Genomic DNA, 23,116 nt, shown 5'->3' with positions numbered 1-23,116 from the left:
CTGCTCTGGTGTGTATTGCGACTACTGACCCTCCGGGCAACCAGTCACGGCAAGTGTGACCTGGCGCACCTTTTCGAAGTAGACGTAAGCGAACACCTGAGAGGTTCACTTGTCAAGGGTTGCGTGTTCGTTCATTGGGTGTTTAGTGTTCATTGCAGAGCGATCGAGCGTTTGAATGAACATAAAGCCCGATCGAAGAGTTGTATTTGTCCCACTGGATGGGGAATCCCGGCGGCTCGCAGGGGTCCCGGGGAAGTGAGGTCCACGATGTCGCCGCAAGCGGACTACGACGTCTTGATCGTCGGGGGCGGTGTTCTCGGAACAGCCGTCGCTGAACGGCTGGCTCGCACCGAGGTGCGCGTCGGCCTGATCGAGGCCGAGAACGACGTCGCGGAGCATGCCTCCAAGGGCAACGCCGGCGTGGCCGTCTCCTATTACGGTGCCCCCGAGACGCTGGAGACCCAGCTGATCAACGCGAGCGCGCCGTTGTGGGAGGAGCTGTGTACCCGCCTTGACGTGCCGTACCGCCGGATCGGCGGGGTCATGGTCGCTCTGGACGCCGACGAGGCCGAACGCCTTGAGCACACTCGCGACGAAGTCGTCGCCTGCGGAGTGGCCGTCGAGGCCCTGGAAGCAGGGCAGGTCCGTGAACGGGAACCGCTGGTCAGCCCGCAAGCCGTAGCGGGACTCCTCCTACCCGATGAAGGCATCATCGACCCCATGCGGCTGACCGCCGCCTACGCACGGCTGGCCGCGACGAACGGATGCGACTTCCGATTCGCGGAGCGGGTGATCGCTGTTGACCGAGACAGCGACGAAGTTCTCCTGGTCACCACGAACCGATCGCGGCTGACAGCCCGTTTCGTGGTGAACGCGGCAGGGGTGGGGGCGGCCGAAATCAGCCGTCTGGCCGGCGGCGAGCCGCTGATCAGCTGGCCCCGCAAGGGCCAGTACGCGGTGGTCGACCGCTCATTCGGACAGCGGCTGTCGTCGATCGTGTTCTGCACCCACCTGCCTGACACCAAGGGCACCAACGTCGTACCGACCACACACGGCTCCGTTCTCCTCGGGCCCACCGCACACGACATCGAAGACCCGGACGACCGCAGCACGGACGCCGAGACCATCGAGGCCGTCGTAGAGCAGGCCGCACGGCTGGTGCCGGAGGTCCGTGACGCCTATGTCATGAAGACATTCGCGGCCAACCGGCCCGCAGGCGACGAGCAGCACCGGCTCCGTTTCGACGCCGAGGTCCCCAACTTGGTTCACTGCACGGACCGTTCGGCCGGAGTGAGCATCTCCCCAGCCGCTGCCGACTACACGCTCGATCTTCTGCGCAAGGCCGGCCTGGACGCTCCGGACAGCGCCTCCGCCCAGCAAGTCCTCCCGCCCGTACCCAAGTTGCGTACCAGTGAGCACCCCGAGCAGTTGGTCGCGGAGAACCCGTTGTCCGGGATGGTCGTGTGCGCCTGCGAGCAAGTCAGCTCTGCGGAGATCGAAGCAGCACTCACCGGTCCGGTGCCCGCTAGGTCGATCGAGGGCGTGCGCAAGCGCACGGGCGCCGGCTACGGCCGCTGCCAGGGGTCGCTGTGCCTGGCCGGAATCTCCTTCATGACCGCTCTGCATACCGGCGCTGATCCGGCGACCGTTCTGCACACCACTCGAGGGACCGTCGGATCATGAGCACCTATTTTGTCGTCGGCGCCGGGCCCAGTGGCCTGGGCTGTGCCTTGGCCCTGGCCCAGGGCACCAACGCCCATGTGGTCCTCGTCGATCGCATCCCCGTCACCGGGGGCGAGACAGGGTGGGACGAGCCACATGTGCAAAAGCTGACCGCGCAGGCCGAGGCGGCCGGGGTCGAGCTGCGCCTGGGCGCCATTGCGATGCGCTGGCAGGACCGCAGGCTGCTGTTGGTCTCGCCTCTGGGCGTCGAGTGGCTGTCCGGCGACCGGCTCTTCTACGCCGGGGGCCGCCGCCCCGCGACCCAGGCCGACCTCGGCATCACCGGACAGCGGCCCGCGGGCGTCCTGCCGGCCACGGTCGTCGAACACCTCCTCACCAGCGGCGTCGCCCTCTGGCAGCGCCCGCTGATCGTCGGACACGACACCTGGGCCGCCCGCCTGGCCGTCGAACTCAGGCACGGAGGGGGCACCATCCTCGGCCTGGGCAATGTCGACTGGGCAGACGAACGGTTCCCCGACGGTCGTATCGAAGTCCTGGGCACCCACCGCGTCGAAGGCGTCCGAGTACACAACGGCGCCGACGTCACCGGAATCACGTGCGACGGAATCGTCCTCGCCGCCGATGCCCGCCCCAACCGCAACGTCGAAGGGGCTCTGTTCGACGACGCTGACGGTGTCACCTTCGTTCAGCCCCTGACCGTCGACGGGGCCACCGACCGTGCCACCGAAGGGGCCGCGGCTGCCAAGGCCTGGATCCACTCGCAGGGAGAGACCGCATGAAAGTCAGCTCACCGATCGGCGAGCTCCCGTTCGAGCCGACGAAGCTCCGGTACACCAAGGCCGGAATCGAGATGGAAGGCGTCATGGGCGCCTGGCCGGCACGGGTGCAGATCAGTCGGAAGGACATCCCCCTGCTGATCAAGGTTGCCCTCGGCGGCCCCGCCCTCAAGTCCGCCGCCACCACAGTCTTCGGCCGACGCCGCACGGCGCGCGACCGATCCTCCTGAACCCCTATCAACAACGAAGGAACACACACCATGACAACGAAGTGGCTCGAGACCCGACAGAAGGTCGTCACGTTCGCTCGCAAGCTCCAGTCCGAGCGCCTCGTGTACTCCACGGCCGGCAACATCAGCATGCGCATCCCCGGTGAGCCCGAGCTCCTGGCCTGCACGCCGACCGGCACTCAGTACGACTTCCTGGAGCCCGAGGACATCGCGGTGGTCAGCCTCGACGGCGAGCAGGTCGAAGGGCGCCGTGCTCCCACTTCCGAGGTGCCGATGCACACGCTGATCTGCAAGCGTCGCCCGGACATCGGCGCCATCGTCCACACGCACGGCAAGGCCGTGATGACCTTCGCCAGCCTCGGCTGGACCCTGCCGCCCATCCTGACCGGTCTGGTCGAGGCGACCGGCGGCGCCGTGTACACCTCGCCCTACTCGCAGCCCGAGACCGACCAGATGGCCGACTTCACCGCGGCCGCCCTTGAGGACCGCGGTGCGACGTTCATGCGCTTCCACGGCCTCCTGGCCATCGGCGCCGACCTCGAGCACGCCTTCCACACCGCCTCGGTGGTCGAGGGTGCCTGCGAGGTGTACCTGTCGGCGAGGCAGCTCAAGGAAGAGGTGGACGAGCTGCCCAAGGAGCAGGTCGAGTGGATCGCCTCGTACTGGCGCGCGCAGTTCCCCGGCGCTCCCGAGCCGCTGCCGGCGCCGCAGACGGTTTCCGTTCCGGCATGAGTCGTCACTGGCTCATCGGAGCCGACGTCGGGTCTTCCTGCCTGAAGGCCGCTCTGGTGCACCCGGAGCGGGGCGTGGTGGCCATCTCGGAGCAGTTCTACCCCATGCACCGGCCGCACCCGGGATGGGCTCAGAACGATCCCGAGGACTGGTACCAGGCTCTCGCCCTGGCCGTACCCGCGGTCCTCGCACAGGCCGACGTCGCTCCGGCGGACGTTGCGGCCCTGTGTCTCGTCGGTCAGCGCGACATCGCCGTGCTGACCGACGAGCGGGGCCAGGCTCTCGCGCCGGTCATCCACTGGACCGACCGGCGCGACCCCGACGAGACGTCCGCGGCGTACAACCGCCTCGGGCGTCAACGCCTCGTCGATATGACCGGAACGCTCCCCATCCCCGGGCTCGTGCTGCCCAACCTGCTGTGGACGCGACGTCACCAGCCGAACCTGTGGCGTCGGGTCCGGCACGCGCTGCAGCCGAAGGACTATCTCGCCCACCGTCTGACCGGCGACATCGGCACCGACCCGACCGGCCCGACCCGCAGCATCCTCAACGACTGGCGCACCGGAACCTGGAGCGAGGACCTGTGCGACGTGTACGGGATACCCCGCGAGCTACTGCCTGACGTCAAGTACCAGCCCTGGCAGGTACGGACTGAACTCGGCGCCGCAGCGCACGAGATCGGCCTGACCCCCGGCACCCTGCTGGTGGCCGGAGGCGGCGACGACCCGGCCGCCGCGCTGGGCTCCGGCGTCATCGACGCTGGCGACGTCAGCATCGGCACCGGTTCCTCCATGAGCTGGCGCGCGGTCGCGCAGCGGCCCGTGTTCGACCCGACCGGTCTGACCGGACTGATGCCGCACGTCGTCCCCGATTGCTACCTCCACGAGATGGTCGCGGTCGGCAGCGGAACCACTCTGCGCTGGCTACGCGGTGCCTTCGGCGGTAACTCCACTTACGAAGAACTCATCGCAGCCACCGACAAGGTGGGCCCGGGCAGCGACGGCCTGCTGTGCTTCCCGTACATCGAAGGCGCCAGCGTTCCGGTGCAGGACGACCACGTGCGCGCCGTGTTCCACGGGATCTCCGGACACCACGGGCTGCCACACTTCGTTCGCTCCACCCTCGAAGGCATCGCCTACCAATACCCGGCCCTGCTCCAGGCGCTGACGGAGCGAGGCCTGAAGGTGACCAGCATGACGATCTCCGACGGCGAGGCGCGCAGCACCACCTGGAACCAGATCAAGGCCGACGTCCTGGGCCACTCCCTGATTCCGGCTCTCCGCGTCGAGGCACCCTCCATCGGCGCGGCCATCCTGGCCGGCATCGGATCAGGCGCCTTCGCCACCGCGCGCGAAGGAGTGGACGCGGTGGTCGAGGTCAACTCGCCCGTGCAGCCCACTCCGGACGGCTACCGCACCTACCAGGACCTGCGCCTGCAGTGGGAACGCACCCGCGACCAGGTCTTCCCCCAGCTCGCCGGGCACACCGCTGCCCTGCACTGAGCTGCACCCCCGAAAGGGCATCCCATGACAGCAGCACTCCCACCCAGCATTCGCACCCAGGCATTCATCGAAGGAGTCTTTACCGACGCTGCCGACGGTGCGACGTTCGAGTCCCTCGCCCCCGCAACCGGCAAGGTCCTGACGCCCATTGCCGCCTGCAGTGCCGGGGATGTCGACCGTGCGGTCAATTCGGCTCGCGCTGCGTTCAACAGCGGCGTCTGGAGTCAACTCCCGCCCTCAGAGCGCAAGACGATCATCCTCAAGCTCGCCGACCTGATCGAGGAGCACCGTGAGGAACTGGCCCTCACGGAGTCCATCGACGCCGGCAAGCCCATCGCCGACTGCCGCGACTTCGACCTGCCCGACGTCGTCACCACCTTCCGCTGGTACGCCGAGGCCATCGACAAGGTCTACGGCAAGACCTCACCCACCGGCCCCGAACACGTCGGTCTGATCGTGCGTGAACCCATCGGCGTCGTCGGCGCCGTCCTCCCCTGGAACTTCCCGGCCGCGATGCTCGCGTGGAAACTGGCTCCCGCACTCGCGGCCGGGAACTCGGTGGTCGTCAAGCCCCCGGAGCTCGCCTCCCTGACGACCCTTCGTATCGCAGAACTCGCCACTCAGGCAGGCATTCCGGCCGGTGTTCTCAACGTCGTCCCCGGCCTCGGCCATGTCACCGGCAAGGCCCTGGGCCTGCACCGCGACGTCGACGTCGTCTCCTTCACGGGTTCGACGGAAGTCGGGCGCGAGTTCCTGCGGTACGCGGCCGACAGCAATCTCAAGAACATCGTTCTGGAGTGCGGCGGCAAGAGCCCTCAGATCGTCACCGCCGACAACGCCGACCGCATCACCGAGGTGGCGGCCGACCTCGCCGACGCCGCGTTCTGGAACGCCGGCCAGAACTGCACCGCCGGATCCAGAATCCTCGTCCACTCCTCCATCAAGGACGAGTTCGTCGCCGCCCTGGCCAAGGAAGCCAGCCAACGCCGCGTCGCCGAACCGACCGACCCCGAGACGGCGATCGGCCCGCTCATCGAGGCCTCCGCTCTCACCCGGGTCCTGGGCTACATCAAGCAGGCCAAGGACGACGGCGCCACGGTCGTCGCCGGAGGCGAGCAGCTGCACCAGGACACCGGTGGTTGGTTCGTCGCACCCACCGTCATCGACAACGTCACACCGGGCATGGCCGTGGCCCGAGAGGAGATCTTCGGCCCTGTCGTGGCAGTGCTGTCTTTCGACACCGACGAGGAAGCCCTCGCTCTCGCCAACGACACCGATTACGGCCTTGCCGCCACCGTCTGGTCGCACGACATCGACCGGGCCCTCAAACTGGCCCGCGGCGTCCGAGCCGGCACCGTCGCCATCAACGGGTACAGCGAAGGCGACATCGGCACCCCCTTCGGCGGCTACAAGACGTCCGGATTCGGCGGCCGAGACAACGGCCTTGAGGCCTTCGAGCAGTACACCCAGCTCAAGACCGTCTGGATCACGCTGCACTGACAACGCACCTCGCATGAGGTGACGCAGCGCGGCGAAAAGGGATGCGTGTCCGGAACCCCGACCCCGGGCACGTATCCCTGCCGTCATCTCCGGATCGGATTGACGTCTCGACGAAGGTGGTCACCATGGCCGGACACGACGGCGCGCTCGGCGTCCTCATGCCCCGCGCACCAGCCACCGTCCCCACGTGCACGAACCGGATCCGTGTCGGCGTGGGGCTGCTGTCAGTGGCAGCCCGCAACGTGGCATTCACCGAGAAAGAGATCGCAACCCTCGCCCGACTCCACGCACCCGGTCCAGGGCCCGCGCCCTGCTGGATCTCGTCGGATACGAGTTCTTCCTCCTCGCATTCGGCACCCGGCTGCCGTTCGCTATGACCGTGGTCGGGACACTCACGCTGGTCTCGGACGTTCGGGCTCACTCGCTCAGAGCGGCGCGGTGTCGGCGGTGACGGGCATCGGCACGGCGGTCTTCGGCCCGATGACCGGCTCGTTCGCAGACCGGTACGGTCAGCGCCGGGTCCTGCTGATCGGCTCTGCCGTCAATGTCGCCGGTCTGGTCGGCTTCGTACTGATGACGTACTCAGCAGTGTCGATCATCTGGGTGGCCGCCGTCGGATTCCTCGTCGGTGCGAGCGCTCCGCAGGTTTCCGCTGTCGCGGACGCGCCTGATCACTCTCGTGACCGCCGGAACTCCCGCTGCCGGCCGGCGCGACCGGCTCCTGTCGATTGTCATGAGTTACGAGTCCGTGGCGGACGAGTCGGCGTTCGTGCTGGGGTCAGTGGTGATCGGCCTGCTGGCCACGGCTTTCGGCGCCGGCGCCCCGTTGTCGGCCACGGGCCTGCTCGCCCCTGCGTTCGTGGTGGCCTTCGCCTTCCATCGGACGGCGGCTCTGCCGAGGCACCGTGCGGCGGCTGCCGGCACGGAGCCCGCGGCCGTGCGGAGCCTACTCCGCCTTCGAATCGTGATCCTCCCCCTGGGCATGTTTCTGGGCGGGGCGTTCTTCGGGTCGACCTTGACGGCGCTGACCCTGTTCATGCGGGACCGCGGCCTGGAACTGTCGACAGGAATCGTCTAAGGCGGGATGAACATCGGCTCGGTCGCCACCGCGATCCTGAACGTCTTCGTCCCCGACCGGCTGTCCCTGCGGGCACGCCGGCTGCTGTGCGATCGTCCTCGTTGCCTCGGGCGCGCTCGTCGCCGCGACTTCGGTCGTGATGGTCACGGTGGGCCCCGGTCTGCGCGCGATGCGGGGTCGGCGGCGTGATCGTGACGCTGTTCGTCATCGCCGAGGCAGACGTGCCCCGCAGGGCAGGACCGCCACCCTCATGACGACGCTCGCCTGCGCCCTCGTCGTCGGCCAGGCGCTGTGGACCGCCCTCGGCGGAAGCACGCCAGCCAGGCCCATGGATCGACAGCCGGGTTCCTGCTGTCCGCCGGTACCGCCGCGGAGCTGATCCTGGCCGGGCTGACGAACTACCGGAGGGAACAATCGCCGCGGCGCGGACGGCGCACGCAACCGGCTCTGAGACACACGGCCGTGGAGCGCATCGTCCTCGCGGTCGCCGGACGCCGAACTTTCAGATGGCCTTCACCGCGAGCCAGAGCGCGGCCAGATCACCGGTGTCGGCGACCCGCTTCCCCGTCAGTTCCTCGACGCGGCGAACGCGGTAGCGCACGGTCTGCCGGTGAACGTGCAGGGCCGCGGCCGTCCGCTGCCAGGACCTGCCCTCTTCGAGGAACGTCCGCAGGGTCGTCAGCAGTTCGCCGGCCTGCGCGGACGGCAGTGCGAGTACACGGCCGAGTACACGATCGGCGAGGGCCCGTGCCTCGACAGGGTTGCGCGGACCGAGGAGCGGATCGGCCTCGGCGTAACGCAGCAGTGGCACGCCCTCCTCTCCCGCGGTGTCGAGCGCCCAAGTGGCCTCTCGTACGGCGTCGATGACGCGGTCGGCACGGGCTATCAGATCGCTGACACCCGCCTGGCCACCTGGCCCGAGCGCCTGGACCAGCACCGGCACGGCCGCGTCGGGCAGCAGCGTGAGCGAGGTGCCCCTGCCGCGGTGCACCGTGGCGTGCCCGACAGCCGCCCGCCACAGGTTCAGGTGCACGTTTCTGAGCAGATCCGGTTCGTCGTTCCGTGCCACCACGCACACCGCTTCCTCGAGCGCGAGGCCGAGCCCTGCCAATTGCCGCCCGGCTACGGCCGGGGCCAGCTGGGCATCGAGGATCTGTAGCAACAGCTCCGCACCGGTCCTGCGGTCGTGCTCGATGGTCAGGCGGGCTTGGGAGAGCGCCAGGCCACACACCGTCGCGGCGTGCTGCATCAGCAGCGCATCCGGCTGCTCGGTGGGCTCGGGAAGGGCGACGAGCACCGCGTCCGGGTGCGTCGGTACGTCGACCAGGAGCACGCGACGGTCTCCCTCCAGAGGGGCTGCGACGACGCCGGCACGCAGCCTTCCGCGACGCCCGGTCAGGGCGGTGCGGATCTGCGCGGAGAGCGGTGCGACGCCCGGGTACCAGTCGTGGCCGGTCGCCCGGTCGCACACCCGGATCTCGCAGCCGAGCTCGCGGGAGAGGGCACTGGTCAGCATCCTGAGGCCGGCGGTCTGCGAGGAGATCTGCTGCAGCGCCTGGTAGATGCGCTCGGTCCGGATCAGACGCTGGGACTGTTCCAGGAGGGTCGCCTCGGCGACCGCGCGGGAGATCGCGACGAACGGCATGGGGTAAGCGATCCAGAGCACCGGGAAGCCCAGTTCCTCGCTCGCCCGCGCCAGCCGCTTGGTCAGCGGCGGGGCGTACATCCGCTCGCCGATGGCCAGCGCCGCGGCACCGTGCTCGACCAGCTGTCGGACCAACTCCTCCTGGCCGGAAGCGCTCCGGGGAATCGGCATGCCGTTCGTCATGAGGAGCTCGCCGCCGGCGACCCAACGCCACGGCTCGGGCAGGTCTGTTGTATGTGTCCACGCGACGGTCCGGCCCAAGGCCCCGGCCCCCGAGTGGAGTCTCAGCCGCAGGTGCGGCATCTCGAGCAACTCACCCACCGCTATCGGCATGGGACGACGATAGGCCGGGCTTGACCGTCCGTACAGCAGTGTTGAGCGAATGTACAAGCCGGCGAGGGAACTTTGAGCGCTGTGCGTCTGCACGACGCAAGTGAAACCGACGTACACCTGGTGCAGCACCTCGGCATGGCCACCGCGAGCCAGGGACTCCTCCATGACTGCTCGATCGAATCTCATCGACGACGCACCGCTGACGCGCTTCCACAAGAAACTGACCGCCTACTCGTCGGGCGGACCGTTCATCGACGGGTACGCGATCGCGATCATCGGTGTCGCCTTCACGACACTCACGCCGGCCCTTGACATGACCACCGGCGACAAGGGCCTGGTCGCGGCCGCCAGCCTGGTCGGCATCTTCTTCGGTGGGGCGGTCTTCGGATACGTCACCGACAAGATCGGCCGGCACATCATGTACATCGCCGACCTCGCGGCGCTGGCGCTGTTCTCGGTGCTGTCAGCCTTCGCGACCGAGGTCTGGCAGCTCGTGCTCCTGCGCTTCCTCCTCGGGGCGGCCATCGGTGCCGACTATCCGATCGCCACGTCGCTGTTGGCGGAGTACGTCCCACGGCGGTTCCGCGGCCGGCTGCTCGGTGCCACCTTCGTGGTCTGGGCGCTCGGCGCCGCCGCCGCGTATGTCGTGGGCGTGAGCATCGAAGGACTCGGCGCGGACGCCTGGCGCTTCATGCTCGCCAGCCCCGCGGTGTTCGCCGTGGTGACCCTGTTCCTGCGGCTCGGCACGCCGGAGTCGCCACGCTGGCTGCTCAGCAAGGGCCGTACGGAGGAGGCCGAGCGGGCGGTCAAGAAGGTCTTCGGTCCGCAGTACGGCGTGGCGGACGTGGCCGAGGAACCAGCGGTCGCCAAGGCCGGCTACACCACGGTGTTCCGCTCCCCGTATCTCAGACGCACCGTGTTCGTCGGTGTCTTCTGGACCGCTCAGGTGATCCCGCTGTTCGCTCTCTACTCGTTCGCCCCCGACTTGCTGGCGGGCATGGGAATCAGCGGTACCGCCGCGGAGGTCTTCCTCGCAGCGCTGTTCGTCATCGGCGGCGTTCCCGGACTCTGGCTGGTCGAGCGCATCGGCAGGCGGGCGCTGTTGCTGTGGTCCTTCGGGATCATCGCGGTCGCCCTGGCCGTCCCCGGTCTGATGCCCGGGCTACCGAGCTGGGTCACCTTCGCCGCGGTCTGCGTCTTCGCGCTCGCCTCGGGCGGCTCCAGCTTCCTCGAGGTCGTCTACCCCAACGAACTCTTCCCGACCGAGGTCCGCGCCACCGCCGTCGGTGTGGGGACCGCGCTTTCCCGCATCGGGGCGGCCGCGGCCACCTACCTGATGCCGTTCGCCCTGGCCGAGAGCCGGAATCTGCCGCTCCTCATCGGCGCCGTCGTGTCGGTCGTCGGGCTGCTGGCCACGCTGGCCTGGGGCGTCGAGACCCGGAATCGGTCACTCAGCGACACCGCCGCGGGCACCGAGCGCCCGGCCGAGCCGTCCGGCCCGTCCCTCGCCCCCACCACCACGAACTGAATGGAGACCGTGATGCACCACGACAACCGGCCCGCTCCGATCGGCTCCCTGGACGCCACGAAGGTCCCGCGCTTCGCCGGCCTGGGTACCTTCGCCCGGATTCCCGACATCGGCTCGGTCGACGACTACGACATCGCGGTCCTGGGCGTGCCGTTCGACGGAGGCACGTCGTACCGGCCGGGCGCCCGCTTCGGACCGATGGGCGTGCGTCAGGCCTCGCGTCACCTGCGACCGAGGTTCCATGTCGAACTCGGCACCGCGCCGCTGGAAACCGTCCAGGCCGTCGATGCCGGCGACGTCCCCTGTACGCCCTTCAGCATCGACGAATCGGTCGCCCAGATCGAGCGCTACGCCCGCGACGTCGCGGGACACCTCGACCGGCGCATCGTGGCGATCGGGGGTGACCACACCATCGCGTTGCCCATGCTCCGCGCGGCCAGGGACAAGCACGGTCCGCTCGCCCTGGTCCATTTCGACGCACACCTCGACACCTGGGACACGTACTTCAACTCTCCGGTCACGCACGGCACGGTGTTCCGCCGCGCCTTCGAAGAAGGGCTGCTCGCCGAGGACAAGTCCATACACCTGGGTATCCGCGGGCCGCTCTACGACCAGCTGGATCTCGTGAACGACAAGGCCTTCGGCTTCCGTGCCATCCGTGCCGGGGACCTCGACGTGATCGGGATCGACGGCGCAGCGGATGTCGTACGACGACGGGTGGGCGACGCACCGGTCTACATCTCGATCGACATCGATGTGCTCGACCCCGCCTTCGCTCCTGGAACGGGTACTCCGGAGATGGGCGGGTTCAACAGCCGCGAGCTGCTGAGCCTGCTCCGCAGCCTCGACGGACTCGACATCATCGGCGGTGACGTGGTCGAGGTCGCACCGGCATACGATCACGCCGAAATCACCTGCCTCGCCGCCGCCACCGTGGTGTTCGACCTCGTCACGCTCATGACGAAGAATCAGGTGACCGCCCCCGTGCCGACATCCGCGGCGCAGGGCTGACGTGAACGGGCACTGGCGGTACGGGGCCCGCGAGCGGCACGGTGAGCGACGCGACGACGGGCATCGCCAACTGCGGTGGCGATGCCCGTTGTCGGGCGGGCGCGGCATGCATGCGCTCAGATCAGATGTTGTCCCTTACGGCGGGCCTCAAGCCACTCACGGACGAAACCGCGGCAGATCGTGTACAGCACTCCGGCCACGATGACGGGCCAGATCAGGATGTACACGCTCAGCGAGGGTGTTCACTGTGCCTTCTGTTCGTTCGCTTGCCGCTTGCCGCTTGCCGCTTGCCGCTTGCCGCTTGCCGCTTGCCGCTTGCGGCGGGTGCGGGCCGATCGTCGGGGGACCCGGCCTGCTGCGGGATGCCCGCCGTGCCGTCGTTGTCGGCGGAGACGGCGGCTGTGTGCGCCGAGGCGTCGCATACTCCTCTCGCGAGATCCGTGAGTACCTGCGCCGACGGCAGATCCCGCACACCATTCCGGAGAAGCGTGACCAGGCCGGACATCGCCTGGCCGGGGCTCGGCAGGCGGACGCCCACCCGGCTTCGACCGCGAAAAGTGCAAGCGCAGGCACAAGGCCGAGAACCGGATCGGCCTGCTGAAGCAGGCCAGAGGCGTCGCGACTCGGTACGACAAACTCGCGGTCCGCTACGAGGCCACCGTCCAACCCGCCCTGATAGGGCAAGCACTGTGACCACATCTCAAACACGCCTTAGGAGTCCCGCCCTGCCGCCAGTTCCGGCACGTACTTGTAGAGCGTGGTCCTGGAGACGCCCAAGAGATTGGCGATGGACGTGATCGTGTTCTCCGGGTCCGTCAGCTAGCCCCGCGCGTGCTGAACCTGCTCTCTCGTCATCGCGGGCGGCCGGCCGATGCGTTCGCCGCGGGCCCGCTCAGGCCTTGACGATACGAGGCGCGGCGCTGGGCGCACTGCACCTGCTACGCGAGGAGCCACAGAGCGCTGCCCGGGCCTGCCAGGTGGCCCGGCGGCTGTCGGCGGGCCTGGTCGCCGCCGGGCCAGGAGGCGAGCGTGCCGGACGCGGCCATGGTGTCTGTCCGCGGGCCCTCGCCGGAGGCCGCCGTGACCTGGGCAAGGGCGTGCCGGAAGGCAGGCGTGGTGGTGGGCTGCTACCGGCCGCCGTCGGTGCCCGACCGCTTCTCCCTGCCTGCGACTCACCGCACGCGGCGACCTCACCGACGCCCAGACCGAGCACGCGGGTGACGGTGATCGCCCGTAGCCAGTGGTGGGTTACCTCATCGATGAGGTTGATCCCCGGGTGTGGGCACCGGGTTTCAGGCAGCTGGGGCATGTTTCGAAAGCTCCTCGCCGCCGCGGGCCCCTGGGTGTGCCGGAAACTCGGCTCTTGCGGAAGTGGTGAGGGTGGTCGGCGACGCCAGGCTCCGGCGGATCGCCGACGCGGAGTCGAAGTACGGCAGCGACTGGCACTTCGACGTACGCGACGGCGCCTTGCACGGCGACGGCGGCGAGGCCCTGGTGTACGAGGCGCCCTGTCGGCCGCCTTCGGGTTCTGCAAGGGAGAGGTCTTCAGCCAGCCGCGCCGGCGCTTCCCGTCCGGCTGACCAGCTCACGCTTGAGGATCTTCCCGGTGCTGGTCATCGGCAGGGAGTCGCGGAACTCCACGATGCGCGGGTACTTGTACCCCGCCATGTTCCGCCTGCACCACGCGACCAGCTCGTCCTCGTCGGTGGTCGCGCCGGGGCGGCGGATGACGAAGGCTTTGACCTCCTCGCCGTGGCTCTCGTGCGGGATGCCCGCGACGGCGACGAGGCTCACATCGGGGTGGGTCATCAGGACCTCCTCGAGCTCCCGCGGGTAGACGTTGAACCCACCGCGGATGATGAGGTCCTTCTTGCGGTCCACGATGAACAGGTAGCCGTCCCGGTCCCGCTTGCCGACGTCGCCGGTGCGGAACCATCCCTGCCGGTCGATCGCCTCGGCGGTCGCCTCCGGTCGGTCCAGATACCCCTTCATCACGTTGTGGCCGCGGACGCAGATCTCTCCCGGCTCCTCGACATCGGCTTCCGATCCGTCGGCACGGACGACCTTCACCTCGACGCCCCACACCGGCAGTCCGATGGAGCCGGGGCGGCGTGCACGGCCGCGGTTGAACGTGGCGATCGGGCTGGTCTCGGACAGTCCGTATCCTTCGAGGATCGGCACACCAAACCGTTCCTCGAATGCCCTGAGCACCTCCAGAGGCAGGGCCGAACCGGCGGAGACGCACACCCGCAGACTGCTCGTGATGCGCTTCAGGTCGGGCCGGTCCGCCGACTCGCAGTTCAACAGCGCCCAGTACATCGTGGGCACGCCCGCGAAGAAGGTGACCTGCTCACGCTCCATGAGCTCCAGTGCCTGCCCGGCGTCGAACCGGGGCAGCAGCACCGCGGTGGCCCCGCTGGCGAAGCCGGCGTTCATCTGCACTGTCTGGCCGAAGGAGTGGAACAGCGGCAGGGTGATCAGATGGACGTCCTGCTCGTTCATGTCGCACAGCCGGTTCATCAGCAGCGCGTTGTGCACCATGTTGCTGTGGGTCAGTTCCGCGCCCTTGGGCCTGCCCGTGGTGCCGCTCGTGTAGAGCACGACGGCCGTGTCGGTCTCGCCGGTCGGCACCGTGTCGAATTCCGTGGGCCGGCTGTGCCGAAACTCGGCGAGGGAATCCGCCGAGGAGAAGGGGGACCGGCCGACCGGGTCCGCGGTGATCACGATGAAGTGCTCGCATCCCGGAGTCGCCTCGAACGCCGCGGAACCGGCCTTGCCCGTCGGCAGCGCGTCGCTGCCCTCGAAGCAGAAGTACGCCTTCGCCCCGGAGTCCTCGAGGTGGTAGGAGATCTCGCGTTCGGTCAGCAGGATGTTCAGGGGCACGACCGTGGCGCCCGCCTTGAGGATCCCGTAGTAGACGATCGGGACGTACGGCAGGTTCGGGCAGCTCAGCGCGACCCGGTCTCCCGGCCCGATGCCGCGGGCTGCGAGACCGCCCGCCACCTGGTTCGCGGCCGCGTCGATCTCGGCGTAGGACCAATGCGCCTCGGCCTGTACCACCGCGACCCGGTCGGGGACCTCTCGTGCTGTGTCTTCGAGCAGAACGGCGAGGTTGAGCATCCGGACCTCCGGGTGAGCGTTCGGGGAACGCCCCTACCGTGACGGCTCGGCCGCGATCACGGTTAGTGGTCGGACCACAAGGTGGGTCGTGGACGGTTCACAAAGTTTGCGACAGCGGTGTTGCCGAGCTGTGAACGCCCAGCAGCCGCACGGCGATCAACAGCTCCAGGACGTCGGCGAAACGGCGCAGGTCGCACCCGGTGCGCTCGGCGATCCGCTCCAGCCGGTAATACGCGGTGTTCACGTGCATGTGGAGTCGATGCGCTGCGATCTTGGCGTTGAGGTCACTGGCGATGTACTCGAGCAGCGTCGAGATCAGCGCACCGCCTCGCGTAAGGTCGTCCTCGACGAACCGCCGCACCTCCGGCCGGATCAGCCGCCGCGCGGTCTCGTCGTCGCGCAGCACCAGATAGTCGAAGCTCGATAGCAGGGCCAGCGCGAGTACCCCCGGTTCCCCGCCGAGCCCGTCTCTGGCGACGCAGGCCTCGGCATAGGCCTCGGGCACCTCGACGGGTCCGGTGTGAACCGTGCTGATCCCCAGCTTCAGCCGCACGCCATCGCGGGCGAGCTCCGCGATGACGCGCTCGAGGTTGTGTACAACCGCCCGCGCCCCGCCGGGCGGCACCGGCGCGACGCCGACGATCTCGTCCTGCCGCACGACCAGGAGGCCCTGCGCACCGGCGGACACATGCCTGCGCACGGCGGTCACCGCGTCGCGCAGCGTACGGTCGTCCGCCAGCGGCACGATCGACGTGGCCGACGCCACGACCAGCCGCACCCCCGGCTCGAGCCCCGCCGTGCGCAGCATCGCCTGCTTCGGCCCATGGGAGAGGTCGCGGCGGGCAAGGAGGTCCTCGAGCAGATCGCGGCGGACCCGGTCGCTCTCGGCCAGCCGATGCTGCTGGGCATCCAGGTACGCCTCCGCGGCAGCCGAGCTGCCCACCTCGATCACATGCATGAGGTGCCCCACGAGCGACAGCGCGGCCTGGCGGGTCCGCGGGTCGTCCTGCGCCACCTCGAGCACGCCCTCCCACAGCGTGAGCTGTGCGATACGGAAGGCCTGGAGGAAGTCCGACAGCGAAATGCCCTGGTGGACGCGGTGCATCGCCTGAGCCGCGGTGATCGGGAAATCTCCGCGCCGGGCAGGCCGGCCCTCCCGCAAGCTGGTCAGCAGCGCTCGGAAGATGACCCGCACGTGCGCGGTCAGATCGCTGTGGAGCCGTTCGTCCGGACTCGCTCCGTACGCGGGCACCTGTTCCCAGATCGCATCCACGGCGCTGCTGACGACGCGGTCGAACGAGGCCTCGACCGCGTCGACGACCTGAAGGACGCCGGGATCGACACCGTCCTTCTCGGGGTTTCCGTGCTGTGTTCCCATGGCATCGGCGATCGGCTCAGCCCTTGCGGGTCTTGACTTCTTCGGTCAGCTGCGGGACGACGTCGAAGAGGTCGCCGACGACGCCGTAGTCGACGAGGTCGAAGATCGGGGCCTCGGCGTCCTTGTTGATCGCCACGATGGTCTTGGACGTCTGCATGCCGGCCCGGTGCTGGATCGCGCCGGAGATGCCCGACGCGATGTACAGCTGCGGGGAGACCGACTTGCCGGTCTGGCCGACCTGGTGGGAGTGCGGGTACCAGCCGGCGTCCACCGCCGCCCGGGAGGCGCCGACCGCCGCGCCGAGGGCGTCGGCCAGCGCCTCGATGACGCCGAAGTGCTCGGCGCCGCCCACGCCGCGGCCGCCGGAGACGACGATCGCGGCCTCGGTCAGCTCCGGACGGCCGGTGGACTCCTGCGGTGTGCGGGAGGTGACCTTGGTGCCGGTGGCCTGGTCGGAGAAGGTCACAGCGAGGGTCTCAACCGCGCTGGCGGCCGGGGCCGGCTCGACCGGGGCCGAGTTGGGCTTGACGGTGATGACCGGGGTGCCCGTGGTGACCCGGGACTTGGTGGTGAAGGAGGCGGCGAACGCGGACTGGGTCGCGACCGGGCCCTCGTCGCCGGCCTGAAGGTCGACGGCGTCGGTGATGATGCCGGAGCCGATACGGACCGCGAGACGGGCCGCGATCTCCTTGCCTTCGGCGGAGGACGGCACCAGCACCGCCGCCGGGGAGACTGCCTCGTAGGCGGCCTGCAGCGCGTCCACCTTCGGCACCACCAGGTATTCGGCGAACTCCGGCGCGTCGGCGGTCAGTACCTTGACCGCGCCGTGCTCGGCCAGCGCGGCGGCGGTGTTCTCGGCGCCGGAGCCGAGAGCGACGGCTACCGGCTCACCGATCCGGCGGGCCAGGGTCAACAGTTCGAGGGTCGGCTTGCGGACGGCGCCGCTGGCGTGGTCGACATAGACGAGAACTTCAGCCATGGGAATGGTTCTCCTGCGGGTAACGAAGCGTTCTGGTGGCGGTCGGGAAGGGTGCCGAAGCTCAGATGAATTTTTGGCCCGCGAGGAACTCCGCGAGCTGCTTGCCGCCCTCGTCCTCGTCCTTGACGATCGTGCCGGCGGTGCGGGCCGGGCGCTGGGCAGCGGAGTCCACCGTGGTCCAGGCGCCCGCCAGGCCGACCTGCTCGGCCTCCAGGTCCAGGTCGGACAGGTCCAACGACTCCACCGGCTTCTTCTTGGCCGCCATGATCCCCTTGAACGAGGGGTAGCGGGCCTCGCCGGACTGGTCGGTCACCGACACCACCGTCGGCAGGGAGGCCTGAAGCTGCTCGGTGGCGGCATCCCCGTCCCGGCGGCCCGTGACCACGCCATCGGCGACCGAGACCTCGGAGAGCAGGGTGACCTGCGGGACGCCCAGCCGCTCGGCCAGCAGCGCCGGCAGCACACCCATCGTGCCGTCAGTCGAGGACATACCACAGAACACCAGGTCGTATCCGGTGTGCTCGATGGCCTTGGCCAACACCAGGGAGGTGCCCAGGGCGTCGGTGCCGTGCAGGTCCTCGTCCTCCACGTGCACGGCCTTGTCCGCGCCCATCGACAACGCCTTGCGCAGCGCGTCCTTGGCGTCCTCCGGGCCCACTGTCAGCACGGTGATCTCCGCGTCATCGGCCTCGTCGGCGATCTGCAGGGCCTGCTCGACGGCATACTCGTCCAGCTCCGACAGCAGGCCGTCCACGTCGTCACGGTCGACGGTCAGGTCCTCGGCGAAGTGCCGGTCGCCGGTGGCGTCGGGCACGTACTTCACACAGACAACGATCCTCAAGCTCACTGGGCGTCCCTTCACAGTGATCGATACTTTTCCCCGCCGGCGCGGGTCCGTGCCGGGTCGGTGAACTACGGCAGATTGCGGGCCATGACGATGCGCTGGACCTGGTTGGTGCCCTCGTAGATCTGGGTGATCTTGGCGTCGCGCATCATGCGCTCGACCGGGTAGTCCCGGGTGTAGCCGTAACCACCGAGGAGCTGGACGGCGTCGGTGGTGACCTCCATGGCGACGTCCGAGGCGAAGCACTTGGCGGCCGCGCCCTGGAACGTCAGATCCGCATCGCCGCGCTCCGACTTCGCGGCGGCCGCGTACGTCAGCTGCCGGGCGGCCTCGACCTTCATGGCCATGTCGGCGAGCATGAACTGCACGCCCTGGAAGTCGCCGATCGGCTTGCCGAACTGCTTGCGCTCCTGGACGTAGCCCTTGGCGTAGTCGAGAGCGCCCTGCGCGATGCCGAGGGCCTGCGCCGCGATGGTGATGCGGGTGTGGTCCAGGGTCTTCATCGCGGTGGCGAAGCCGGTGCCCTCGGCGCCGATCATGCGGTCTGCGGGGATGCGGACGTTGTCGAGGTAGACCTCACGGGTCGGCGAGCCCTTGATGCCGAGCTTCTTCTCCGGGGCGCCGAAGGACACGCCCTCGTCGCCCTTCTCCACGACGAACGCGCTTATGCCCTTCGACCGCTTCTCGGGGTCGGTCACGGCCATCACGGTGTAGTACTCCGAGACACCGGCGTTGGTGATCCAGCGCTTCACACCGTTGAGCACCCAGAAGTCGCCGTCGCGCACGGCCTTGGTCTTCATCCCCGCGGCGTCCGAGCCCGCGTCCGGCTCGGACAGGCAGTACGAGAACATCCCGTCGCCCTTGGCCAGCGGCGCCATGTACTTCTTCTTCAGCTCCTCGGAACCGGACAGGATCACCGGCAGCGAGCCCAGCTTGTTCACCGCCGGGATCAACGAGGACGAGGCGCACACCCGCGCCACCTCCTCGATCACGATCACCGTGGCGAGCGCGTCGGCACCCGCGCCGCCGTACGCCTCGGGCACGTGCACGGCGTGCAGGTCGTTCGCCGTCAGCGCGTCGAGGGCCTCCTGCGGGAAACGGGCCTCCTCGTCGACCGCGGCGGCGAACGGCGCGATCTTCGCCTCGGCGAGCGCACGCACCGCGTCACGGAGCATGTCGTGCTCCTCGGCCGGACGGTACAGGTCGAAATCCTGACTCATGGCAGGCATACCCCAGTCTGTCCCGGCCGGTTCCCCGGCCACAGCGGCGATCAAAAGATGGCACTCAGTACCCTCAAGTATGCACACTCAGTGCCATGAATCCAGTCCTCGGCCCTCTGGTCGGAGTACCCCGGCCCACCCGGCAGCGGCTTCGACCGGTGTTATGTTCCCCGCATGAGTGAGGTGCAGGGACACGGCGGCGGCGTCGGCAACGGCCCCGCGAAGCCATCGATGCGGGACGCCCTGATCGCGGCGGCCTTCGAACTGTTCCTGGGGCGCGGGTTCGAACAGACCACGATCGACGACATCGTCGCCCTCGCCGGGGTGGGAAGACGGTCCTTCTTCCGCTATTTCCCGTCGAAGGAGGACGTGGTCTTTCCCGATCACGAGCGGTGCCTCGCCGAGATGACAGAGTTTCTCCAGCAGGGGACCGGCGAGGAGGAGCCCGTGGCCCGGGTCTGCGACGCCGCTCGCCTGGTGCTGCGAATGTACGCACTCAACCCGTCCTTCTCCGTGCAGCGATACCGCCTGACCAAGAGCGTTCCCGGACTGCGCACCCACGAGCTGTCCGTGGTCTGGCGCTACGAGCGCACCCTCGCTGACTACCTGCGGCGTCGCTTTGCCGGATGGTCCGACGGAACCCTGCGGGCCGACGTGATCGCGGCCTCGGTGGTTGCGGCCCACAACAACGCGCTCCGGTCGTGGCTCCGTTCCGGCGGGCGGGGGGACGTCGCGGCCCGCATGGACCACGCCCTGGAGTTCGTACAGAACTCCAGGGGTTTGGGAGCGGAGGTTCCAGGTGCCGGCGGGCAGGAGACGGACGATGTCGTCGTTCTGATCGCCAAACGCCGGACGCCGATGTGGCGTGTGGTCCGGGAGATCGAGGCCACGCTCGACGAAAGCTGACCGCACCGCCCCTTCGCTGCCCGTGGCAGCACAGGGAACTCAGTTCCTTTACAAGTGGAACTCAGTGCCATAATCTCTCGATGGTCACGGACGCCATGACGTGCCGACGTGCCACAGCCGTGACGAGGTGGGCGACCGCCTCCCGTCGCGGAACGCTTCCCATTCCTCCGGTTGCGTGCAGGGAGATGACACCGTGTTCCATGCAGCGACCAAGACCGCGGACAATGAGCCCACTGAACGGGACGGCGTTTCGAGCGTCGCACCGCACACGGACTCGGACCGCCCCGGCCAGGTACCCCTGGACGGGGTGCGGGGCGGCGAGCTGTACTTCCAGCGCTGCCGCTGGTGCCGCACCGCACTCTTTCGACGCCTGCTGTGCCCCATCTGCACCTCCACCGACATGGCCTGGGAACGCAGTGGCGGCACCGGCGTCGTCCGCCACATCAAGGTCGTCGGCCGGAGTGCCGGTAGACCGCGCGCCCTCGCCGTCATCGCCATGAGCGAGGGATTCCGGGTGCACTCCCGGGTCATCGCTGTCCCCCCGGAAACCGTGCACGTCGGAGCGCTTGTGCGTCTGGCCGTGGATGTCGGGCCAGGCCCGCGGGAACTCGTTTTCCGCCCCTGCGACCTCCCCCGCGGCGATGAGTGGTAAGTCGACGATGCCGACCGCTCCAGCCGTCATGTCTACGAGAAAGGACTGCCCCCGATGGGTCAAATCAGCACAGTAGGGGTCGTCGGCTGCGGCCTGATGGGCTCCGGAATCGCCGAGGTCTGCGCCCGCGCGGGCCTCGACGTCCTGGTCGGCGAGATCAACGCCGAGGCCGCCGCAGCCGGCAAGGCCCGCCTCACCGCCTCCCTGGACCGCGGTGTCCGCAGCGGCAAGTTCTCCGAAGGTGACCGGGACGCCGCCCTGGCACGCCTCGCCTTCACCAGTGATCTGGGCGACTTCGCCGACCACCACCTGGTCATCGAGGCCGTGGCCGAACGGCTCGAGGTGAAGACCACCACACTCACCACCTGGACAAGGTCCTCGACTCCCCCGATGCGATCATCGCCTCCAACACCTCGTCCATACCCATCATGGAACTCGCGGCGCTCACCAGGCGGCCGGACCACGTCGTCGGCCTGCATTTCTTCAACCCGGTCCCGGTGCAGAAGCTCGTCGAGATCATTCCCACCCAAATCACCTCGGACGACGTCGTCGAACGTGCCACCGCGTTCGTCACCACAAGGCTGGGCAAGACCGCGATCCGCGCTCGCGACCGCTCCGGCTTCGTCGTCAACGCACTCCTGGTCCCGTATCTGATCTCCGCCGTCCGGATGCTCGAGTCCGGCCTCGCCTCCGCCGAGGACATCGACAACGGCATGGTCCTCGGCTGCGCCCACCCCATGGGACCCCTGCGCCTGCTCGACCTGATCGGTCTGGACACCGCCCAGTCCATCGCGGAGTCGATGTACGAGGAGTTCAAGGAGCCGCTGTACGCCCCGCCTCCGCTGCTGCGCCGGATGGTCGCCGCGGGCACGCTCGGCCGCAAGACCGGCGGGGGCTTCTACACCTACGACGACTGACTCCCTCCGCCCAGGGGGCTGCGGGGGCACTGCGGCTTCGGAGAGCGAGCGCGATGAAGTGGAACTCCGGGAGCGGCACCAAAAATTCATGCGGCCCCTGATCGCCCGGCGGCTGCCCGCTGCTTGCGGTGAGGACAGCGTGCCGGCTGACGTGGGCACGTTCCCCGAGCCGCCGCGCCCCGGCCCGAACGCATCGCTGTGACGACTGGCGATGCTGTGCCCTGACTGCCCGGGCCGGGGCGCGGCTCCAGCCCTCCGCCCTCCGCCGTCACCGCCCGACTCTCGAGAACTGGGAGACGGACCCCGTGCGCATCGTCCTCTCGGCCCGCCCGGAGCGTGTGGGGCTCAAATATAGGATTTGGCCGCTGATCTGCGGGTTCATGGTGGTGTCAACTGGCGATCTGCTACTGGTTGATGAGTCCACCGAGGACGGTTGTGCGGTGGACGCGGTGCGTGCGCTGCCCCCCGAGTCCGCAGGGTCCGTAGCCGCGCCACAGCAGGATGCCTTCCAGAGCGGTGAGCGGGTCCAGGGGCTGGGTCTCGGGGGTGTGGTCCCACCAGGCGGCGTTGTTGCCCGAGGACCGGTCGAAGTGCAGCTTAGCCGGGCTAGCCGACTTCGAGCATTCGGCGGCGAGGTCCGGGTGCTGAAGCAACGGACGCGTGGGGTGCGCGAGGTCGAAGACCTGCGTGGTGAAGTAGGCGTCCACGGCTGCTTTGTTGAGGCGGCCGGCCTTGAGAAGCTCGTCGAGTGCGTCCTCCCATTCCTCGTCGGCCCCGTGGTCCAGGCCGCCGATACGCGCGGCCAGTGCGGCCACCAGGCGGCGGATCATCGCCTCGGCGCCCGAGTTCACCGGGATGTAGGCATCCAGGAGATGCAGAGCCGCGAGGAGTTCCGGGAGCGTCACGGCCCTGCACTCACCCGGCGCTGCGCCGGCGAGGACGTCCTCAAGATCAACCGGGTCGGCGTCCTGCCGGACCCGCACTCTTACTTTCGGGAAGAGGGCATCCTCCGATTCGGGCACGCCAGACCACCTCTCCTAACGGGGCCAACCCTCTATTTTCAGAGGTAGTTGGGCGTTTAC

Annotated in this window: 20 protein-coding genes and 3 pseudogenes; 14 read left to right on the top strand and 9 right to left on the bottom strand. The window is 68.7% G+C overall.

The window, feature by feature from the left end:
- Positions 1 to 123 precede the first annotated feature (123 nt).
- From RCO28_RS27080 to RCO28_RS27050, 8 genes and pseudogenes are all read left to right on the top strand, one after another.
- On the top strand, positions 124 to 1,683 hold the full coding sequence (locus RCO28_RS27080; protein WP_308943885.1) for an FAD-dependent oxidoreductase: 1,560 nt from the start codon (positions 124 to 126) through the stop codon (positions 1,681 to 1,683).
- Complete coding sequence (locus RCO28_RS27075) at positions 1,680 to 2,462, top strand: FAD-dependent oxidoreductase (RefSeq protein ID WP_308943884.1); 783 nt, start codon at positions 1,680 to 1,682, stop codon at positions 2,460 to 2,462. Before RCO28_RS27080 ends, RCO28_RS27075 begins: the two co-directional genes overlap by 4 nt.
- On the top strand, positions 2,459 to 2,689 hold the full coding sequence (locus RCO28_RS27070; protein WP_308943883.1) for a hypothetical protein: 231 nt from the start codon (positions 2,459 to 2,461) through the stop codon (positions 2,687 to 2,689). Before RCO28_RS27075 ends, RCO28_RS27070 begins: the two co-directional genes overlap by 4 nt.
- A gap of 30 nt (positions 2,690 to 2,719) precedes the next feature.
- The gene (locus RCO28_RS27065) at positions 2,720 to 3,421 is read left to right on the top strand and encodes a class II aldolase/adducin family protein (protein ID WP_308943882.1); all 702 of its coding nucleotides are present in this window, start codon (positions 2,720 to 2,722) and stop codon (positions 3,419 to 3,421) included.
- Entirely contained in the window at positions 3,418 to 4,923 is a 1,506-nt protein-coding gene (locus RCO28_RS27060) for an FGGY family carbohydrate kinase (protein WP_308943881.1), read from the top strand. Before RCO28_RS27065 ends, RCO28_RS27060 begins: the two co-directional genes overlap by 4 nt.
- 24 nt (positions 4,924 to 4,947) lie before the next feature.
- Complete coding sequence (locus tag RCO28_RS27055) at positions 4,948 to 6,423, top strand: aldehyde dehydrogenase (protein ID WP_308943880.1); 1,476 nt, start codon at positions 4,948 to 4,950, stop codon at positions 6,421 to 6,423.
- An 18-nt stretch (positions 6,424 to 6,441) separates the two neighbouring features.
- Positions 6,442 to 7,068: pseudogene (locus RCO28_RS39455) on the top strand (hypothetical protein); the annotation flags it as partial.
- Between the two features lie 34 nt (positions 7,069 to 7,102).
- A complete protein-coding gene (locus RCO28_RS27050) occupies positions 7,103 to 7,501 on the top strand; it encodes a hypothetical protein (RefSeq protein WP_308943879.1) in 399 nt (132 codons plus the stop codon).
- A gap of 502 nt (positions 7,502 to 8,003) precedes the next feature.
- Here RCO28_RS27050 and RCO28_RS27045 read toward each other — a convergent pair.
- Positions 8,004 to 9,479 carry a PucR family transcriptional regulator ligand-binding domain-containing protein gene (locus tag RCO28_RS27045; protein ID WP_308943878.1) on the bottom strand — a complete coding sequence of 492 codons (1,476 nt, stop codon included), beginning with the start codon at positions 9,477 to 9,479 and terminating at the stop codon, positions 8,004 to 8,006.
- A 163-nt stretch (positions 9,480 to 9,642) separates the two neighbouring features.
- Between RCO28_RS27045 and RCO28_RS27040 the strand changes: the two genes are divergently transcribed.
- Both RCO28_RS27040 and speB read left to right on the top strand, forming a co-directional pair.
- On the top strand, positions 9,643 to 11,007 hold the full coding sequence (locus RCO28_RS27040) for an MFS transporter (RefSeq protein ID WP_308943877.1): 1,365 nt from the start codon (positions 9,643 to 9,645) through the stop codon (positions 11,005 to 11,007).
- Positions 11,008 to 11,019: 12 nt separating this feature from the next.
- Positions 11,020 to 12,018: an agmatinase gene (gene speB, locus RCO28_RS27035; RefSeq protein WP_308943876.1), complete on the top strand. Its 999-nt coding sequence runs from the start codon at positions 11,020 to 11,022 to the stop codon at positions 12,016 to 12,018.
- Positions 12,019 to 12,134: 116 nt separating this feature from the next.
- Here the strand turns inward: speB and RCO28_RS27030 are convergent, their stop codons facing one another.
- Positions 12,135 to 12,245, bottom strand: a complete 111-nt coding sequence (locus RCO28_RS27030; RefSeq protein ID WP_308943875.1) for a putative transporter small subunit — start codon at positions 12,243 to 12,245, stop codon at positions 12,135 to 12,137.
- Between the two features lie 484 nt (positions 12,246 to 12,729).
- Positions 12,730 to 12,816, bottom strand: coding sequence for a helix-turn-helix domain-containing protein (locus RCO28_RS27020; protein WP_308943976.1), 87 nt, complete (start codon positions 12,814 to 12,816; stop codon positions 12,730 to 12,732).
- A 113-nt stretch (positions 12,817 to 12,929) separates the two neighbouring features.
- On the opposite strand from RCO28_RS27020, the pseudogene RCO28_RS27015 reads away from it, so the two are divergent.
- Positions 12,930 to 13,255 (top strand): annotated as a pseudogene (locus tag RCO28_RS27015) (aminotransferase class I/II-fold pyridoxal phosphate-dependent enzyme); the annotation flags it as partial.
- Between the two features lie 308 nt (positions 13,256 to 13,563).
- Here the strand turns inward: RCO28_RS27015 and RCO28_RS27010 are convergent.
- From RCO28_RS27010 to RCO28_RS26990, 5 genes are all read right to left on the bottom strand, one after another.
- Positions 13,564 to 15,138: a long-chain fatty acid--CoA ligase gene (locus RCO28_RS27010; protein ID WP_308943874.1), complete on the bottom strand. Its 1,575-nt coding sequence runs from the start codon at positions 15,136 to 15,138 to the stop codon at positions 13,564 to 13,566.
- A 97-nt stretch (positions 15,139 to 15,235) separates the two neighbouring features.
- The gene (locus tag RCO28_RS27005) at positions 15,236 to 16,516 is read right to left on the bottom strand and encodes a helix-turn-helix domain-containing protein (protein WP_308943873.1); all 1,281 of its coding nucleotides are present in this window, start codon (positions 16,514 to 16,516) and stop codon (positions 15,236 to 15,238) included.
- A gap of 16 nt (positions 16,517 to 16,532) precedes the next feature.
- Complete coding sequence (locus RCO28_RS27000) at positions 16,533 to 17,495, bottom strand: electron transfer flavoprotein subunit alpha/FixB family protein (protein WP_308943872.1); 963 nt, start codon at positions 17,493 to 17,495, stop codon at positions 16,533 to 16,535.
- Between the two features lie 61 nt (positions 17,496 to 17,556).
- Positions 17,557 to 18,342 (bottom strand): electron transfer flavoprotein subunit beta/FixA family protein, encoded by a 786-nt coding sequence (locus tag RCO28_RS26995; RefSeq protein WP_308943871.1) that lies wholly within the window; start codon positions 18,340 to 18,342, stop codon positions 17,557 to 17,559.
- A gap of 65 nt (positions 18,343 to 18,407) precedes the next feature.
- Positions 18,408 to 19,568: an acyl-CoA dehydrogenase family protein gene (locus RCO28_RS26990; RefSeq protein WP_374991257.1), complete on the bottom strand. Its 1,161-nt coding sequence runs from the start codon at positions 19,566 to 19,568 to the stop codon at positions 18,408 to 18,410.
- Positions 19,569 to 19,733: 165 nt separating this feature from the next.
- Here RCO28_RS26990 and RCO28_RS26985 point away from each other — a divergent pair, with 165 nt between their 5' ends.
- The 3 genes and pseudogenes from RCO28_RS26985 to RCO28_RS26975 all read left to right on the top strand — a co-directional run bounded on the left by RCO28_RS26985 (position 19,734) and on the right by RCO28_RS26975 (position 22,034).
- Positions 19,734 to 20,465: a TetR family transcriptional regulator gene (locus tag RCO28_RS26985; RefSeq protein ID WP_308943869.1), complete on the top strand. Its 732-nt coding sequence runs from the start codon at positions 19,734 to 19,736 to the stop codon at positions 20,463 to 20,465.
- Between the two features lie 400 nt (positions 20,466 to 20,865).
- On the top strand, positions 20,866 to 21,117 hold the full coding sequence (locus RCO28_RS39450) for an OB-fold domain-containing protein (RefSeq protein WP_374991261.1): 252 nt from the start codon (positions 20,866 to 20,868) through the stop codon (positions 21,115 to 21,117).
- Between the two features lie 54 nt (positions 21,118 to 21,171).
- Positions 21,172 to 22,034, top strand: a pseudogene (locus RCO28_RS26975) (3-hydroxybutyryl-CoA dehydrogenase).
- Positions 22,035 to 22,438: 404 nt separating this feature from the next.
- On the opposite strand, the gene RCO28_RS26970 reads toward RCO28_RS26975, so the two are convergent.
- Positions 22,439 to 23,056 (bottom strand): type I-E CRISPR-associated protein Cse1/CasA, encoded by a 618-nt coding sequence (locus RCO28_RS26970; protein ID WP_308943867.1) that lies wholly within the window; start codon positions 23,054 to 23,056, stop codon positions 22,439 to 22,441.
- Between the last annotated feature and the right edge of the window lie 60 nt (positions 23,057 to 23,116).

This window comes from Streptomyces sp. LHD-70 (genome assembly GCF_031157275.1).
Classification (GTDB): Bacteria; Actinomycetota; Actinomycetes; order Streptomycetales; family Streptomycetaceae; genus Streptomyces.
Note: the sequence above shows the minus strand (reverse complement) of the source record. Positions and strands in the feature narration are given on the sequence as shown.